We start from the raw sequence: 15725 nt of genomic DNA on the forward strand, positions 1-15725 counted from the left end.
ACAGTCTGTAATCTACTTCCAGCCTCTTCCATCCTGATAATTACTTACAGAATTTTACTTAAAATCCTGGCTGTATTATAAGCATCGTCCGCTCCGCTGTGATGGGTACCTTCAAAATCCATATTCAGGTGGTTCAGGGCTCTTTTAAGCCCCATTGACTTATAAAGTCCGAAATGTCTTTTGAATTCATACATCACATTCAGGTAGTGCTCCGAAAAAGGATTTCTTATCCCAAGCCAGTCACATTGTTCTCTGATCTGCTCTCCATCGAAGTTCCCATATCCTGCCCATGTAAGACATGTGGAATCGTATTGCTCTCTGATCATTTCACACGCTTCTTCGAAATAGATTCCCTTTTCTTCTATCAGCTGCGGGGTAATTCCGGTAAGTTTTGTACAGAATCTGTTGATATCTGACCGTTCGGGGATTACATAGATGCTTTGTTTCTGGGAAATTGCTTTTGATAATATATTTAATTTACAAATCCCTATTTCTATAATATCGACCTTTTGCCCTGCAGGAATTCTGTCGTTTTCCCAGCACGTAGCTTCCAGATCGATAATTATGATCTCATTGGTAGTTTTCATGTTATTATAAAATGTACGATGTAAAAAGTAAAATGTATGATGAAGGCTGTTGAATACTCAATGAAATATCGTTCTCATTTTTCCCTCCATCAAATCATTACTTATTACTCATCATTAATTTCTTGGAGCAAATGGAGGTGTCCATTTTTTTCTCTTCATTATTTCTTTGACTTCCTCGTAAGAAACCGGATAAAAATTGTGGCAGTCTACGCCTACGTCAAAACTCAGAGCCATCTCATCATCCGGCAGTGTTCCGTGCGAATGGCCGTATAACTGCCAGACTCCACGGTGTGAACCATTCCAGGTACGCATAGCATAGTGGAAAAGAATGATTTTCTGTTTCCCGTTATTCTGATCCGGTTCATCAATTTTCAGTTCGTGATAATCTCTGATGGAAGCAAACCGTTTTGGATACGTTAAAGCTGCTCCTTCATGATTACCTTTAATCAAATGGATATTCCCATTTAGCTGATCTAAAATTTCCTTTGTAAAATCCGGTTTTCCTAAACTCATGTCTCCTAAATGGTACACCGTATCGCCAGGATCAACTTTCTCATTCCATCTTTTAATGAGTTCTTCATTCATTTGGTCCAGTGATTCAAAAGGTCTCTCTGAAAACTTTATAATATTCTCGTGACCAAAATGATGGTCTGCTGTAAAAAATATATTGGGTTTCATTTTTTTAATTGTTTGTTTAACTACAAAATTTTCAACGTTTTGCCGTCATTCTCAATACAGGCTGAAAAGTCTGCGAACGCAGTTCATAAGTGGAATAAAGAATCTCTTTCACTTTAAACAGATTTTTCCTTCATCAGAAATCGTAGATTCGACGTAGTCAATGACACATTCAATGTTTACTTCGTAGTTGAGTCTAATAAATATTTTAATTAATTCTTGCGAAATGCTTTATAAAAGGCAGTTTCAATTTCTTCCTGATCGCTTTCCGTATATCTTCTTGAGAAATGGATCGGAACGGCTTCTTTCACCCGGCACTCATTCATGATTTTTCCCGACGCAGAAGCAAAACTGTGATGGTTAACCTTAGCAAATTCCTGATCTGTATCTTTATAAAAGCTTTCGATATATACCAGATCTGCCTCTCCAAATACAGCTTGTATTTTTTTGTAATTGTTCTCATCTGCCGCATGATCCATAATGACACCAAGCTTATATCCGGCATTTCGGGTTAACAGATGAAACAGATCCACTGCTTTACAGATAGCTCCTTCAATTTCGATTTCTTTTTCGCCATCATTATTTTCAAAAGCATTCTTCAGCTCACTGATCCATTTTCCTTTTCTGAAGCCGGAAGCATTTTCATTAAAAGTGACCGAATCTTTTTCCTTAAATAAATAAGCAATAGAATCTGTTTTGTGATCCAGAATAGCAAAGTCAACATTCACATATTCGTCCTCAAAGAGGAAATGCTGAGTTTTTACAAATTCCAGTTTCCATTGTGGCGGACGAAGGGTGTAAACATTAATTTCTTCTTTTGAAACAATCTCACGGATTTCATATACGATTGCGTTTTCATCAATTAGATTCCATGTATAAGATTTTAATCTTGCTTCCACCTGTAAATGAATATTCTTTGGTCCTACGATCACTACTTTTTCCCCACTTCCGATCTGATGCCTGAATATCCCGTCAAAATTTGAAAAGTGATCAATATGGGTATGGCTGATGAATACTGCGGATAAGGACTGCACTTCTTTCACCGTCAGCAAGCTGGCTTCCCCACAATCACACAAATAATGTTTTCCTGAATTCGGAACTTTAATTAATATACTGATGTCTTCCTTTAAAAGACTTTTTATTTCTGCCTGTAACATTGTTTTTTTCTTTTTATTAAACCATAAAAGAAAGCCTATTTTCACTTTTAACAGTTGAGATTCCTACGGAATGACAAACTAACTGCATAATGAAAATCAGGTTCTTAACTCACGCAGCATTTATGGTTAGGTTTATACACAAAAAAGTTCCGGTAAAAATTTACCGAAACTATACTTTAAGAGTCATCATCTCTTCTTTTATAAAATCAATCACAAAAGAATTCAACTTTTTGTTGATCCTTTTCTGTTCCTCTTTTTCAATGCTGGTGAAAGCCACCGGAAAGTCTTTCTCGAAGTCTTCCAAAATATCCTGAGCAAAAAGGCCAATTACCTTACCTATTATTTTAGGTTCGAATTCACCGATTTTGCTGACCACATTATTTAATCTGTTGACAGTCGCATATTTTTGAATTTCTTCCCATATTTCCTGCGCCTTTTCACTGAAATGAACCTGTTTATGAACAGCTTTCGCCTGTTTTTTAACCATTTTGGATTTTTCGACCCATTTTTCATTCTTATTTTTCAGAATGACTCTTGCACCGTTTCCAAAATATCTGGTTTTCAAAGTTTTCACGATGGTACCTTCACACATATTGTCTTCTAAATCAGGTAGTCCAAGCCAGGCTGGAATGTATGAATTAAAAGCATTGGGAAATTTCAAAGCTTCTTCCAGAGTTCCCTGAAATAGGATTTTAGCATAGAAAAATCCTGTTTCTTCAAAAATCTGATTGACAACTTCTGTATCCATATAGGTAATTCCATTCAACTTGATATCGAAAGCGTAAAATTCGTTGTAAGGGGCGTACTCAATGCCTTTCTGCACTTTCACTGCATCTTTTACGGGTTCTACTTCGTTATGTTTGTAACCGCCACCGAACAATTCACCGTAGATTACCACAGTTTCTACATCCGGGTGGATGGTTTTCACTTTTTGAAATACTGCCATTACATTTTTTCTGTAGCGTTCCAAAATCTGATGGGCATTGAAAAATTTCTCATCTTTTTCGATGAAAGCAGTTCTCTTCGCGATTTTAATTTCCTTTCCGTCGGTAAAGAAAGAGAAATTAGCGCCATGAACTTTTTCCTGTACTATGAAAACCTCATCCCCAAAACCCTGTATCCTGATCTGTTCAATCACACGGGGTTGGTAAGCATTTTCTATAGAATTATATGTTTTGAAAATCATTTTGTTTTAGTTTTTAATCGTTTCTGATTCATTTTTCTTCATCTGGGTAATGTGCCTTTGGGCATGAAGCGAAAGGAAATAAATATATTCATATACATTAATTTTCCCAAGTCCATTCACTGTCATTGTAGTTGTATACAAAAGTCCTTCTCCATTTTTCATTACTTCCAGATAGTGTAAGCATTGAAGATACTGTTGGCTTATTAAGCTTCTGATTTCATCCGGACTCAGCTCTCCTTCCGGTTGCATATGATCCGGTCTTACCCATTCAAAAGCGCCATGTTTCCCTACTTTATTAAATTTTTCTTTATTGAAACTGTAGTTTTTTATTTCAGATTCAAGGTCAAGATGTAAAGAATTTTTTATTGCTTTTTTTGAGCCTTTCTCAATAAGGATCAGCAGATAAAAATTCGTAAGATAAATATGCTCTAAAATCTGCTGAATCGTCCAGCCTCCATTTAAAGGCTGATGATTCAACGTTTTTTTATCTTTTTCAAACCATCCATCTACATTATCAAATGTGAGTTTAAGATGGTTTCTTATATCCTGAATATGTCTAAAAATGTCCATTACAATTCTTTAAAGTTTTGCAGCAGGTTTAAGATATTTTCTTTTCCTACCGGGTTCATGGAGTGGCAGTAGAATTTTGGCAGATCCAGATAATTGTCCATACAGTATTCTATCAGCCATTTGGCGCAGTCATATCCTGTTTTTTCAACAAATTCCTGAGAATCCTGTTTCAGATAATGTTCATCAGCCAGATCATGGTCAAAAGAGATCATCTCCGGAAGTCCTTTTTCCAAAATCCCGTTGACAAACTGTTCATAATTCCGGACGATATGCCAGTCACTTCTGAGAAAAATATCCTGTTTCGTATAATGATAAGCCTCGATCGGATATCTTATATCATCCAGAAATAGTAATCTTTTTGTTTTTTCCATGATTTATTTTTTAAACTTCAATCCTTCCTGCATCTCTCTTCCAGCTTTATTACACCATCATATCAGCACAGTTGGAGCTTGCGAAAGCGTAAGGCTTTGCCTTGAACACATACCCCATTCCCAGGATATATCCCATGGCATCTTTTAATGCTACATTGGATTTAAAATCCGGGTCGGTATTAATGTCTGCGTGTACCTCCATTTCCACACCATAAGCATCCAACACAGAGCAGATCGCGTATGCAATTTCAACAGATTTGTTGACTTCATTCAGCATTCGCTCCTTGATACTGATACTCTGTATTTCTCTTTCTTTTCTGATAAAGGTAAACGCTCCTTTTCCCTCACGAATAAACACTACTGCCGTAGCATAACTGATGGCATCCCCGTATACATGAGAGTCTGATCCCACACATACTTTCAGACGGTGTCCGTTGGCCTGTTCGCGAATGATGGCTTCTTCTACCAGCTGTGTGATAGAGTGTTGGAAAATTTTTCCATTCATATTCTGCCATGTTTGTTGTTGCGTTTCCATTTTTTCTACATTTTTAATTCATAAATGATTGTTGATAATTGATAAATGATCATTAGCAGTCCTATTTTTAACACTGGTTTCTGCCTTCTATTTTTTGCACTCCGAACCGGGCTCGAACCGATACCATCAGTTTTGGAGACTGAGATGCTGCCATTACACTATCAGAGTAAGTGTACTGTTGATTCATTAGGACTCGAACCTAAACTCCAAGAATCAAAATCTTGTGTGCTGCCAATTACACTATGAATCAATTTTAATGATAATTGATAAATGATGATAGATAATTGATGAATTGCTCAGTAATCATTTATCATTGATCTCTTATCATTCATATTTTGGCGGAACAGACAGGAATTGAACCTGTACCTTTAGTTTTTCAGACTAACGTGCAGACCTTCTACACCACTCTTCCATCTTATAATTGATCAATGATGGTTGATAATTGATGAATTGCTCAGTAGTCATTTATCATTGATCTCTTATCATTCATATTTTTGGTACGGAAAGAGGGATTCGAACCCCCAAAAGCTTGATCCTAAATCAAGAGTGTCTGCCATTCCACCATTCCCGCAGGTTTTTCATAAGTAATGAGTAATTGGTAATTAGTAATATTTTTTATTTTCATTATTACTCATTGCTCATTACTTATATTCTGTACCTCTCCCCAGATTCGAACTGGGACTTTACGGGGTTTAAAGCCGTTTTCTCTGCCTATTGGAATAGAGAGGTGTATTTTATTAATAATGAGTAATGGATAATTAGTAATATGAAAATCTACGTTTATTACTCATTATTCATTGCTTATTATTCATTATAATGCTAGGTTTGAGAAAGCTCTGTCTGTTAATAAACTATGCCTGTTAGTGTTTGTAAAGATCTTCTGCGCTTGACAAACCTTTCTCATTTCCTAATTATGTTGTGTTTAAAAAAAATAAAAGGCTGTCTGTTTTTATTGATTAAAGATCTTCTGCTCCTGACAGTCCTTTTCTCTTTTCTTCATTTTTGTGTGAATGGTAACTGGTCAATTTTTTTAAAAAAAATCTGAACTTTCATGGTATTATATCAATTCATATTGACCAGCTATTCACATCCAGTACTCTATAAGGGAATCGAACCCTTGTTTTCTGCTCGAAAGGCAGGCATCCTTACCGTTAGACGAATAGAGCTTTTAAACCACTAACCAGGAATCGAACCTGAACAACAAGAGTACATTTCCTGCATGCTGCCTTTACATTATCAGCGGTTGGTGGAAGTAGTAGGATTCGAACCTACTCAGCAATGAAGCAACAGATTTACAGTCTGCCCCGACTCTCCAACTTCGGCGTACTTCCGGTTTCTCATGAGCAATTAGTAATGAATAATAAGTAATTCCTCATTTTTCCTTTTAAAAAGAAAAGGTCTGTCTTTATATTGAATGTTTGACTAAAGATCTTCTGCGCTCGACAGCCTTTTTCTTTTATTAATAAAGGATATTCTCTGCTATAGATGATAAAAGATCATTGATAAAAGATTCTTTATATCTCCTATATTTTTCATGTTGAGATGGTTATGGGATTCAAACCCACTCAGTTGACACAACGGTTTTGCAGACCGCCCCGACTCTTCCACTTCGGCGAACCATCAGATTAAAAAATAAAGTCTGTCTTCATGTATTGATATAAGAACTTCTGCGCCTGACAAACTTTATTTTTACCTAAAATTTTATAAATGATATGCTGTAATTCTCATTAATCCGGAGAGAAGAAAAGCCTGTCTGTATTTTTCGTGTTTGGCGTAAAGATCTTCTGCGCTCGACAAACTCTTACTTTTTCTCCTGGAACAATTAACAATTAATTACCTGCGATTCCGGAAAGACTCGAACTTTCAACTTCCGGTTTAACAGACCGGTGCTCTGCCATTGAGCTACAAAATCATTGTAATTCCGGAAGGACTCGAACCTTCAACCTTCGGCGTATCAGACCGACACTCTAACCACTTGAGCTACGAAATCATTGGTATTCCATAAGGGAATCGAACCCTTATCGTTCGGTAGAAAGCCGAATGCACTCACCATTATGCTAATGGAACAATTGGTCTGGAAAGCAAGATTCGAACTTGCGACCTCCCGCGTCCAAGACGGGTAAACAACCACCGTTATCTTTCCAGCTTTGGGGTTCACTTCTGTTTCTTTTCCGGGAGACAGCCGGATAGGAAAGTTTCCATGAACCTTTTTTGTGATTCCGAGAGGGCTCGAACCTCTAACCCTGGGTTTAGAAAACCCATGCTCTATCCAGTTGAGCTACGGAACCATTTTTTGTAATCCCAGAAAGATTTGAACTTTCAACCCCCGGTTTAAAAGACCGGTGCTCTGACCATTTGAGCTATGAGATTGTTTTAAAGTCGTGAATAGTCAATAATCAATTCGTTTCGCTTGTCAATCTTAATTTCACTATTCATTTTTTTGTAATCTCAGAAGGACTCGAACCCTCAACCTTCGGTGTCGTAAACCGACGCTCTATCCAATTGAGCCATGAGATTATCTATTTTGGGTATCTCCGGGAATCGAACCCTGTTCTCCGGTTCCACAGACCGGCGCTTTACCAAATAAGCTAAAGAAACCATAAAAAAAAGCGCCTCTTTTCGGGAGGCGCTTCATCTATTTTAACGTAAGAGATCATTAGCTGACCCACGTATATAAGCACCTTTTATCCACAATTCCACTTTCAAGAATACATGCAACACCTGTCGGCTCCTGTCCGAATAGTCTTGAATATCGATTGAATATGTTGTGTAACTGTTTCATTTTATTTTTGTTTGTTTCTAAATTATTTTTAAATGAATCCTGAAAACCTGTTGCTTTCAATTTTCGGTTGCAAAGTAAATATGAATTTTTGGAATCCGCAAATAAATTTTAAAATTAAATCATTGAAAATCAATTAATTACGTTGTAATTTTAGAATAGAGAATTTCTGTCCGCAATATTTTGCAGATCTCTTAATTACCTAAATGACTGTCTCTCACCGGGTTGCTTATCACTCTATTTTATCGAATTAAAGTTTCATTGTTGATTAAAAAATTTTCATGTTTATGGTTATTTTTTTTCATTCTAAATAATTTCTGACCTAAAAAACAAAAAACGCCTCGAAAAATCGAGGCGTTTCTGTCGTATTTTGATTAATTTTTTACAAGTTTACAGTAAATAATTTCCAAAGTCAGCACATTTCGCCTCATTCCATATCACCTCATCATACCCGAATAACCCTTTGATAGAAGGACTTTCGAATAGTTCTGCATTGATATGTGCTCTTTGTATTGTCATAATTTTCTGGCGCAAAGATAAATCTTTTTTATATTATTTTATAATGTTCATAATTATCGGGAGGTTTTTATATACATAAAGGCGCAAAATAATATCAAAAAATGATACTTTAAAACACAAGGATTTTATCTGCGATAAAATTTAATACCACTAAAAATATATTTCTGGATAATGCAATAATTAATAAATTACCCGTACTGAAAATCTTTGATTTTCTTGTGTCTGAAAATTATACATTACATTTATAAAATCTTCGCGTCTTTGCAATTCCCAACAAAATAGAATTGCAATATCTCATAAACGAAGTTTTTATTTTCCCAAATGATTATTTTTAATGTGCTAAGGGGAATCAATTAACATTCATTTGATGAAGCAAAAGCGTTTTTAAATATTTAAATTCTTCAATCTTTGAATATTTAATTCCTGAACATTTTATTTCTTCCGGTTTTGAATCTTGAAATATCTTTCAGGATTACCTGATCATCGGGATTAAAATATTTCAGTTCGTTTACAATTTCAGAACGGGTCGCTACTTTTTCGGCTATGATTTCATAAGCTATATTCCTTGTGACTGTATGTAACTTCGGATCTTTTCTGAATTCATATTTCATGGCATCCAGATACATAATTTTTTTATGGGCCGGAGTTTTTTCATACAAATCCCGTATTTCTGATTCCAGTTTTTTAATCTCAAAAATATTGGCAAAATAGTTATTCAGACAGTTGAATGCATCTTTATCCTCTTCCCATCCTTTCAGCAGTACTTTCTGTGCCTCCTCAGGTTTTTCCATTTTCTTACGGTATACCAGTGAAGCTTTCACCATCTGGTTATTCCCCGTATAATCATCCGCTACTATTTGGTAATAATGATGGGCATTTTTAAGATCATTGATTTCTTTATAGAGATCTCCTACTTTTTCCTTCTGTTCCATTTCTTTATAAAGGTCAATGGCTTTTTTATACTGCTTAGCTTTTTCGTAGCAAGCTGCAGCATCAGATTTATTATGCAGTTTTTTAAGATATACTACGGCTGCTTCGTTATAAAACCCTCCATTTTCCAGGGTCTTTGCACCTCTGTAATTATCCTGCAGCAGATTCATATAAACTCTTGCCGCTTTTTTATAGTCATTTTCAGCAATATATTTCTCGGCCAGTTCTTCATATTTACTTCGGATTCTGTCAAAAAGTGAATTTTCCAGATAGAAACTGCTGCTTCCGCTGCCTTTTCTTCCTGCTGCATTTCTTTTATTCTGCTCTTTATCTTTTAAAGAGGTGATCACAAGAAGAATGATGAAGGCTACAATTAAGAAAATGCCTAATGTTCCGACCACACTCCAGAAACTTTCATGGAAAAGCTGGGCAACAATACCGATAACTTTGAGCATTGCCAACAGCACAAATGCTGCCATAAATTTATCTAAAAACTTCTGTTTATTCATCGTCATCGGATTTTAAAATCGTTTTATCTTCCCTGAAAAGGCGATAAAGAATTAACAGCACTCCTATCACCAGAACCCAGACAAACCAGTTGTATCCGAACATTTCTACCAAGGGATAAAACAGATACACCAGCATCGCAACGAGAATTGCAATTAAAACAAATTTCACCCAGGCGGGCACGTTATCTCCTCCAAGGTTCAGGGATTTATTTTTAAACAGGAAAGAATACAGCCCTACCCCGGCAATCATCAGGATTACCATATACAGAATATCCGAAACCGGAGCTTTTTCTTTCAACGGAGTTCCCTCTGTTCCTATACCTTTTACTTTCGATTTGTCAATTGAGGCTGAAGATGGATCCAGAATATCCAGGGTTCCATAGAGTTTTCCCAGAGAATCTGCCATCAAAGCTTTTTTCCTTTTCAGAAGATATTTTACTACATCGCCATTTACTGGTTTTCCCTTGGTATACTGCTTCAGGGAATCTGAAATTTTACGTTTCAGCTTTTCCGTTTTCTGTTCAAGATGTTTTGTGATTCTTTTGGTATAAATGGTTTTAAGAGAATCCCTGCTTTGCTTTTCTTTGTTAACAAGCTTACTGATATCTCTTCCTATTTCACTTACATCTCTTCCTCCAGCTTTTTTATAATTTTCTTTGTCTTCTTTTGTTTTGGACTCTATAATACCGGCATTGATAAGCTCTTTGGATAATCCTTTTCTCTGCTCATGATACATTGAATCTATCTTCAGATCGATTTCTGAAGTTCCGGACTGAAAAGCAATCATATCCGATGGTGCTTTTACTGCATTGTTTGCTATAGTTCCCGAAGAAGTAGTATTTTCTTGCTGCTCCTGATTATTTTTATCTGAAGGCAAAGCAATCCTCAGCACAATGGCCGCAATAATGACAGCCCAGAACACCCTGTGGAAATTCCTTGTTCCTGAGCTCCCAGTTTTTCCATCGGCACCGCCAAATAGTCCTTCCAGCCAGGTAAATTTTCCGAAGCCATCTCCTCTGGAAGTTCCCATAATGTCAAGAGGTATACCTAATTCTACTGCGCGTTCAGGGTATTTTTCTATATACTTTAAGTACTTTTCTATTTCTTTTTTATTCCCGGCCATTACTTTTTTAAGGTCAAAAGGCAGGTTGTTCATCCATTCTTCTTCGGTTTGTTTGGGCTGTAATGTTTCCATGACTTTTTCGTCATCCATTTCAACCGTATAGCTTTCTATTTTTTGAGGAATCGAAACACCATTCAAAGGTTTCCTAACACTTTCATTGATTGTTCCGGGTTGCTGAATTATTGAAATCCAGTCGATTTCTTCGGACAGTTTTACCAATCCGAATTCAGGATGCATAATCAGGAAACGGGAATCAAGCTGTGCCCAGTCTTCCGGATTGATCTTAGGATAAAAAGTAGTGTTTTCAGGGATGAAAAGTCTGTCATCAACACATTGAAAATAAGCGTTCCTTCCTATTTCCTGTGGAGCATAGTCATTAAAAATAAGAAAACAGCCATACAGCACATTGGGACTGTTGGCCGGAATAGCGAATGATCTTGCCTCATTTAAATTGATACCCAATATTTCCATTTCCTGCAGCCATACCACGGGTGAAGAGCCTCTGAGCAGAAGTCCTTTTTTAGGATAGTTATTTTTCGGGAAAGGTTTTATTCTAAGCTCCATAATCCAGAATCTGTTCTATAAACGGTTTCAAAAACCTGTCACACATATCATCCATTGTTCTTACCTTCAGCAGGGCGTGTTCCGGAAGATAATATTCTGATCCTCCGAATTCGGTATAGGTAGCCAGCGACAGGAAGCCGCCAAGCGTAGAGGGAATAAAAAATTCTTCAATACTCTTGTTACTGCTTCGGAAGGTCAGCATCCCGCGTGCATCTGTAATCATTTCACTTCCATCGGGAAATGTAAATTTATTTTTGTTCTGCTCGGCAAAAATTTGAATATCATATTTATTTTTAGAAAAATACAGTGTGTTTTCAGAGGTGCTGTACAATTCATTGCCTGAAATAACCAGATTTCCATACTGGTTGATTCCGATCTTATTGAAATTATTGATCATCCGCAACCCAGTCCCTTTTAGTTTTGCAACTTCCGTTTCTGCTTTTATTGTATTTTTTTCAAGTTCTTTCTCTTTTGAAGTGATAGTTTCCACAGAGATATTCCCATCGATATTGATTTTGTAATGGTTTGAATTGTCCGGATGATGCAGATAAAAGTTTCGTCCAAAATAAATCAGTTTATAAAACGCCGGAATGTTCATCCCCGTGAGATTCTGTTCGGAATATTCCCCAGTGTTAAGATTAAGCTTTGATATCAACCTCTTATCATACTGATACTGACACAGAATAAAGTGCTGCTGCCTGTTTTTTGCCAGAGCAAACTGTCCTCTGGGTTTTATAGAAATCTTATCAAATAACACTTCACAGCCATGATGTGTTTTATAATAATCGTAAGAGTGCCTGTCGTAATAGTTATCAGAAAGATAAGTCTTCAGCAACTGCTTTTTTGAACTCAGAATGAAAAACTCTCCTTCATACAGGAACTCAGAGATCTTATTAACGGGCGTCGGAAACAGGATAGGATAGTTTTGCGGAAGGTCTGTTTTCTTTCCGTTGAAATTTTGAACAGATCGTTTTTGCTGAGGCGGATTGGCCCACAGCTCCTGCAATGGAAGTTTTATTTTCTGGATATGTTTTCTGGTTCCTTTGTGATGTTTATAAAAATTTATCTCACCATCCTCAGTGGTGGTCACCAAAAATTTCAGCTTATCCCTGTTCTCGTGTACAATCCGCTGTATTTTTTCATTCTCCATATTATCGTGATGGGTGATGAAGAATACCTCAAGATCTTTTTCTGAATGCTTTTCATTAAAAAACTTTTCCAGGGCTTCAGAAACTTCCAGCACCGGACTTACCTGATTAAGGCTTTCCACCACTTCTTCCACTTTATTGAGCGAAACAGGAACCGTTGCCTGTCCTAAGGTAAAAACTTTACATTCGGAGTGGGCTTTCGGATGTTTGATCACGGCAATGGCAGAGGCAAAAGCCAATACTTTTGGGGTTCCCCAGTTTCTGAGGGAAGTATCTATCAGGATAATTCTTTCAAAAATATTTTCTTCAGGCGGAATTTCTCTTTGAATATAAAGCGCCTCATTATTCGCCACACGATTCATAAAGACGTCATCTTCGTTGGCAAATTCGGAAAGGAGCATTCTGTGAAAATCTCCTTTGTTGGTCATATCGGAAATTCCTCCGATAGGCTGTTCACCGGGAGAAAGATGGCGCATTGGGATTTTCAGTCCGCTCCAGATTCTTTTGATCAGACTTCCTACCTGAAATGTTTTCGGTTCTTCAATCAATTCTGTGATAAAGTCTTTATCTGTATCTGCTGTTGTTTCTTCTTCTATTACTTCATCATCCAGTTCCGGTTCATCAATCAGTCCTTTCATGGCATCAATGATAGACTGTACTGTAGGAAACTTTTCATTCAGATTCAAAGCACTCAGATCTTTGTTCAGTACTGATGGGCTTGCATCTTGCTTTTCTGCACTGATGGCAAGCTCCTGTGGTCTTTTATAATAGATTTTTAAATTAACATCTGCTAAAAGAGAGGGTATCTTGTTATGACCATTGCTGAATAAAGTCTGCAGCAATACAATTCTGTTCTGTTTCTGCTTATAAACTTTGGGAAGGGACTGTATCTTTTCAAGGAATTCAATTTGTTTTTCCACGTTGAATTCAAAATCTTCCCCGCTGTAAAATTCAGCTGTGCGTTTTAAAGGTCCTGTAAAATCTGCATAACCCTCCTGCAACGCATACAGAATCATAAGCAATGCTCCAAAGGGAGGCCATCCCTGTGGCTGAAGTTCTTTGAGAATCTCCATCACATAAGGCCTGTAAGCTATCGCTCCCACTCCCGGAACCGAGAGGAGATTGTTTTCATGATAACCGGAATCACCGGGAACATCTTCATCAGTTTTCCATTCCCAAAAGTAATTTTCATAGGACTGGAAATAAGCCTTTAATTCCATTCTCTTGATTTTTCTGTCAGACGGAATGAGCTTACGGATAATGGACGGAAATCTGATTCTTTTACTGAAAGATAATTCCCATTTTCATCCCATAACAGCCATCCTTCCTGCTCTTGATTATATTTTTGCTGTAACAGTGTGCTTAGATTTTTAAATTCAAAATCCAGACCTGCCGGCAGTAAATGCCTGTCTTTGGTCCAATAGGTTTTCCCGGGAAAACTCAATAACGGAACTCCTAGAAATAAGGCTTTATTTCCTAACACCGTCCATTTTATTTTTTCAAGCTTAAACTTTGGTAATGCTGCGATGCTTTCTTCGATATCTGCTATATTGCTTAATAAAGCGATTACCGGCTGCTCCTCATGGCTTTCTTTTAATTTTACCTGAACCTGTTCCTGAATTCCAAAATAGTTTTGGTTGGAAGGTGGCAGACTAAGCTGTAATGCTTTATCTATAGGTATCCAAAGCAATGCGGTTCTCATTTTTTTACTGGGAACCAGAGCCTCTTTTTTAAATAACAATCCATCACGTAGTTCATACAAAATAAAATCAGGCAACTGCTGTATTTCCGAAGCTTCCGCCTGTTCACCGGTAAAACCTTTGAGCCAGATTGTTTCTTCATCTACGGCAATCTGAATGTTTTTCCAGTCTCTGATTGAGCCCAGAAAATCTTCATCAGCACAGGGAAGTTCCGCCCAGAATTCTTTTAAACGCTTTGAAGAATCTTCTGCCATAAGCTTTCAATTTCCTGCTGTATATACTGCTTCTGTTCCGGGTTTCTGATCCAGTCGCAACGGGTCTGCAGATACCTCAGTTTATCTTTAATTACATTCTGCTCTTCAAAACTCAATGTTCCTCCATTCCATTTTTCCACCAGAATCTTTACGTCTTTCATCACTTCCTCAGGATTGGGTGTTTTGTTCTGCATCGCCTGCGGATGGGAATCCGGATGATCATCTTTCTCGATTGTCCTGTTGATGATTCCCTCCAGAATTTCAATCTGTTCTTCTGTATCCCAGATATGCTTCAATACCCACAGGTCTGAAAGCACCGCTTCTTTTCTACCACAGATCAGAGCACTTGCTGCAATCAGGTTCTGAAGTTTTACGGCTCTACGGTCCGAAATAGCAATTCCCGTATTCCTAAGTGTCATGATCGTATTCAGATAAACTTCATAAATCGGTTTAAGATCTATGGTTCTGCACAGGTTTTGTAACTGCCGGATTTCATCGGCATGAATTTCGGGAATTTCCGTTTCTTCTTCATTTTCCAGTTTTCTTCCTGCCAGAAGGACTTGTTGTAAAAGTTCCGGATTCACATAATCGACATTAATTCTTACCAGAAAACGGTCAAATAATGCGTTCAGCGCTTCATCTTCCGGAAGAACATTACTTGCTCCTACAAACATCAGTGCAGGTAAGTGTTTGGTTTCCTTTCCCCGTTTAAAGATTTTTTCGTTAAGTGCCATCAGAAGGGAATTCAGAATAGCCGAGTTTGCATTGAAGATCTCATCCAGGAAAACCATGGAAGCTTCAGGCATCATTCCTTCTGTGTTGGTCAAAAGTTCTCCTTCTTTCAGCTTTCTGATATCAAAAGGACCAAAAATCTCATTGGGTTCTGTAAAACGGGTCAGCAGATATTCAAAATTTTTGCCGTCTTTTACTGTTTTTGACAGCGTTCTGACAATAGCTGATTTTGCAGTTCCCGGGGGACCGTATAAAAAGGCATTTTCTCTTGCCAAAAGACATATTCCCAATAGGTCTACGACATCATTTTTTCCTACAAAAGTATCTTTTACGTAGTTTAAAACTGTATTGAGTTGATTGATATTCTGATTCATTGATTTAAAAAA

Annotated in this window: 13 protein-coding genes and 15 tRNA genes; all 28 read right to left on the reverse strand. The window is 37.2% G+C overall.

The window, feature by feature from the left end; translation table 11 throughout:
• Positions 1-44 precede the first annotated feature (44 nt).
• Positions 45-587 carry a 3'-5' exonuclease gene (locus CRS_RS11370; RefSeq protein ID WP_142724181.1) on the reverse strand — a complete coding sequence of 181 codons (543 nt, stop codon included), beginning with the start codon at positions 585-587 and terminating at the stop codon, positions 45-47.
• A 114-nt stretch (positions 588-701) separates the two neighbouring features.
• Positions 702-1265: a metallophosphoesterase family protein gene (locus CRS_RS11375; protein ID WP_142724182.1), complete on the reverse strand. Its 564-nt coding sequence runs from the start codon at positions 1263-1265 to the stop codon at positions 702-704.
• 209 nt (positions 1266-1474) lie between these two features.
• On the reverse strand, positions 1475-2419 hold the full coding sequence (locus tag CRS_RS11380) for a peptidase (RefSeq protein WP_142724183.1): 945 nt from the start codon (positions 2417-2419) through the stop codon (positions 1475-1477).
• A 169-nt stretch (positions 2420-2588) separates the two neighbouring features.
• On the reverse strand, positions 2589-3605 hold the full coding sequence (locus CRS_RS11385) for an RNA ligase, Rnl2 family (protein WP_142724184.1): 1017 nt from the start codon (positions 3603-3605) through the stop codon (positions 2589-2591).
• 6 nt (positions 3606-3611) lie between these two features.
• Complete coding sequence (locus CRS_RS11390) at positions 3612-4175, reverse strand: DinB family protein (protein WP_142724185.1); 564 nt, start codon at positions 4173-4175, stop codon at positions 3612-3614.
• Entirely contained in the window at positions 4175-4546 is a 372-nt protein-coding gene (locus tag CRS_RS11395; RefSeq protein ID WP_142724186.1) for a cyclic-phosphate processing receiver domain-containing protein, read from the reverse strand. The genes CRS_RS11390 and CRS_RS11395 overlap by 1 nt, the downstream gene beginning before the upstream one ends.
• Before the next feature lie 49 nt (positions 4547-4595).
• Positions 4596-5081 carry a ribonuclease H-like YkuK family protein gene (locus tag CRS_RS11400; RefSeq protein WP_142724187.1) on the reverse strand — a complete coding sequence of 162 codons (486 nt, stop codon included), beginning with the start codon at positions 5079-5081 and terminating at the stop codon, positions 4596-4598.
• A gap of 97 nt (positions 5082-5178) precedes the next feature.
• A tRNA-Trp gene (locus CRS_RS11405) sits at positions 5179-5249 on the reverse strand.
• Positions 5250-5259: 10 nt separating this feature from the next.
• A tRNA-Gln gene (locus CRS_RS11410) sits at positions 5260-5331 on the reverse strand.
• 86 nt (positions 5332-5417) lie between these two features.
• A tRNA-Phe gene (locus CRS_RS11415) sits at positions 5418-5493 on the reverse strand.
• Between the two features lie 83 nt (positions 5494-5576).
• A tRNA-Leu gene (locus tag CRS_RS11420) sits at positions 5577-5652 on the reverse strand.
• 523 nt (positions 5653-6175) lie between these two features.
• A tRNA-Glu gene (locus CRS_RS11425) sits at positions 6176-6247 on the reverse strand.
• Between the two features lie 78 nt (positions 6248-6325).
• A tRNA-Tyr gene (locus CRS_RS11430) sits at positions 6326-6412 on the reverse strand.
• A 209-nt stretch (positions 6413-6621) separates the two neighbouring features.
• A tRNA-Cys gene (locus CRS_RS24405) sits at positions 6622-6703 on the reverse strand.
• A gap of 218 nt (positions 6704-6921) precedes the next feature.
• Positions 6922-6993 (reverse strand) — tRNA-Asn (locus CRS_RS11435).
• Between the two features lie 4 nt (positions 6994-6997).
• Positions 6998-7071: transfer RNA gene (locus CRS_RS11440), tRNA-Ile, on the reverse strand.
• Between the two features lie 2 nt (positions 7072-7073).
• A tRNA-Glu gene (locus CRS_RS11445) sits at positions 7074-7148 on the reverse strand.
• Positions 7149-7151: 3 nt separating this feature from the next.
• Positions 7152-7226: transfer RNA gene (locus CRS_RS11450), tRNA-Pro, on the reverse strand.
• Positions 7227-7295: 69 nt separating this feature from the next.
• Positions 7296-7369: transfer RNA gene (locus CRS_RS11455), tRNA-Arg, on the reverse strand.
• Between the two features lie 8 nt (positions 7370-7377).
• Positions 7378-7451 (reverse strand) — tRNA-Lys (locus CRS_RS11460).
• A gap of 73 nt (positions 7452-7524) precedes the next feature.
• A tRNA-Arg gene (locus CRS_RS11465) sits at positions 7525-7598 on the reverse strand.
• A gap of 8 nt (positions 7599-7606) precedes the next feature.
• Positions 7607-7674, reverse strand: a tRNA-His gene (locus tag CRS_RS11470).
• 576 nt (positions 7675-8250) lie between these two features.
• Positions 8251-8379, reverse strand: a complete 129-nt coding sequence (locus CRS_RS11475) for a penicillin-binding protein (protein ID WP_142724188.1) — start codon at positions 8377-8379, stop codon at positions 8251-8253.
• A gap of 416 nt (positions 8380-8795) precedes the next feature.
• Entirely contained in the window at positions 8796-9818 is a 1023-nt protein-coding gene (locus CRS_RS11480) for a hypothetical protein (RefSeq protein WP_142724189.1), read from the reverse strand.
• A complete protein-coding gene (locus CRS_RS11485) occupies positions 9811-11505 on the reverse strand; it encodes a PRA1 family protein (protein ID WP_142724190.1) in 1695 nt (564 codons plus the stop codon). The genes CRS_RS11480 and CRS_RS11485 overlap by 8 nt, the downstream gene beginning before the upstream one ends.
• Positions 11495-13873, reverse strand: a complete 2379-nt coding sequence (locus tag CRS_RS11490; protein WP_142724191.1) for a hypothetical protein — start codon at positions 13871-13873, stop codon at positions 11495-11497. The genes CRS_RS11485 and CRS_RS11490 overlap by 11 nt, the downstream gene beginning before the upstream one ends.
• The gene (locus tag CRS_RS11495) at positions 13864-14607 is read right to left on the reverse strand and encodes a hypothetical protein (RefSeq protein WP_142724192.1); all 744 of its coding nucleotides are present in this window, start codon (positions 14605-14607) and stop codon (positions 13864-13866) included. Before CRS_RS11495 ends, CRS_RS11490 begins: the two co-directional genes overlap by 10 nt.
• Positions 14580-15713 (reverse strand): AAA family ATPase, encoded by a 1134-nt coding sequence (locus CRS_RS11500; protein ID WP_142724193.1) that lies wholly within the window; start codon positions 15711-15713, stop codon positions 14580-14582. Before CRS_RS11500 ends, CRS_RS11495 begins: the two co-directional genes overlap by 28 nt.
• Positions 15714-15725 lie beyond the last annotated feature (12 nt).

The sequence above is a fragment of the Chryseobacterium sp. ON_d1 genome (genome assembly GCF_006829085.1).
In the GTDB taxonomy this organism is placed as follows: Bacteria; Bacteroidota; Bacteroidia; order Flavobacteriales; family Weeksellaceae; genus Chryseobacterium.

What these genes read in the sequence shown, in the direction of transcription:
- CRS_RS11475 (WP_142724188.1), bottom strand. Translation starts at nt 8,379, where the DNA reads ATGACAATACAAAGAGCACATATCAATGCAGAACTATTCGAAAGTCCT.
- CRS_RS11370 (WP_142724181.1), bottom strand. Translation starts at nt 587, where the DNA reads ATGAAAACTACCAATGAGATCATAATTATCGATCTGGAAGCTACGTGC.
- CRS_RS11500 (WP_142724193.1), bottom strand. Translation starts at nt 15,713, where the DNA reads ATGAATCAGAATATCAATCAACTCAATACAGTTTTAAACTACGTAAAA.
- CRS_RS11395 (WP_142724186.1), bottom strand. Translation starts at nt 4,546, where the DNA reads ATGGAAAAAACAAAAAGATTACTATTTCTGGATGATATAAGATATCCG.
- CRS_RS11490 (WP_142724191.1), bottom strand. Translation starts at nt 13,873, where the DNA reads ATGGAATTAAAGGCTTATTTCCAGTCCTATGAAAATTACTTTTGGGAA.
- CRS_RS11375 (WP_142724182.1), bottom strand. Translation starts at nt 1,265, where the DNA reads ATGAAACCCAATATATTTTTTACAGCAGACCATCATTTTGGTCACGAG.
- CRS_RS11385 (WP_142724184.1), bottom strand. Translation starts at nt 3,605, where the DNA reads ATGATTTTCAAAACATATAATTCTATAGAAAATGCTTACCAACCCCGT.
- CRS_RS11380 (WP_142724183.1), bottom strand. Translation starts at nt 2,419, where the DNA reads ATGTTACAGGCAGAAATAAAAAGTCTTTTAAAGGAAGACATCAGTATA.
- CRS_RS11485 (WP_142724190.1), bottom strand. Translation starts at nt 11,505, where the DNA reads ATGGAGCTTAGAATAAAACCTTTCCCGAAAAATAACTATCCTAAAAAA.
- CRS_RS11390 (WP_142724185.1), bottom strand. Translation starts at nt 4,175, where the DNA reads ATGGACATTTTTAGACATATTCAGGATATAAGAAACCATCTTAAACTC.
- CRS_RS11400 (WP_142724187.1), bottom strand. Translation starts at nt 5,081, where the DNA reads ATGGAAACGCAACAACAAACATGGCAGAATATGAATGGAAAAATTTTC.
- CRS_RS11480 (WP_142724189.1), bottom strand. Translation starts at nt 9,818, where the DNA reads ATGAATAAACAGAAGTTTTTAGATAAATTTATGGCAGCATTTGTGCTG.
- CRS_RS11495 (WP_142724192.1), bottom strand. Translation starts at nt 14,607, where the DNA reads ATGGCAGAAGATTCTTCAAAGCGTTTAAAAGAATTCTGGGCGGAACTT.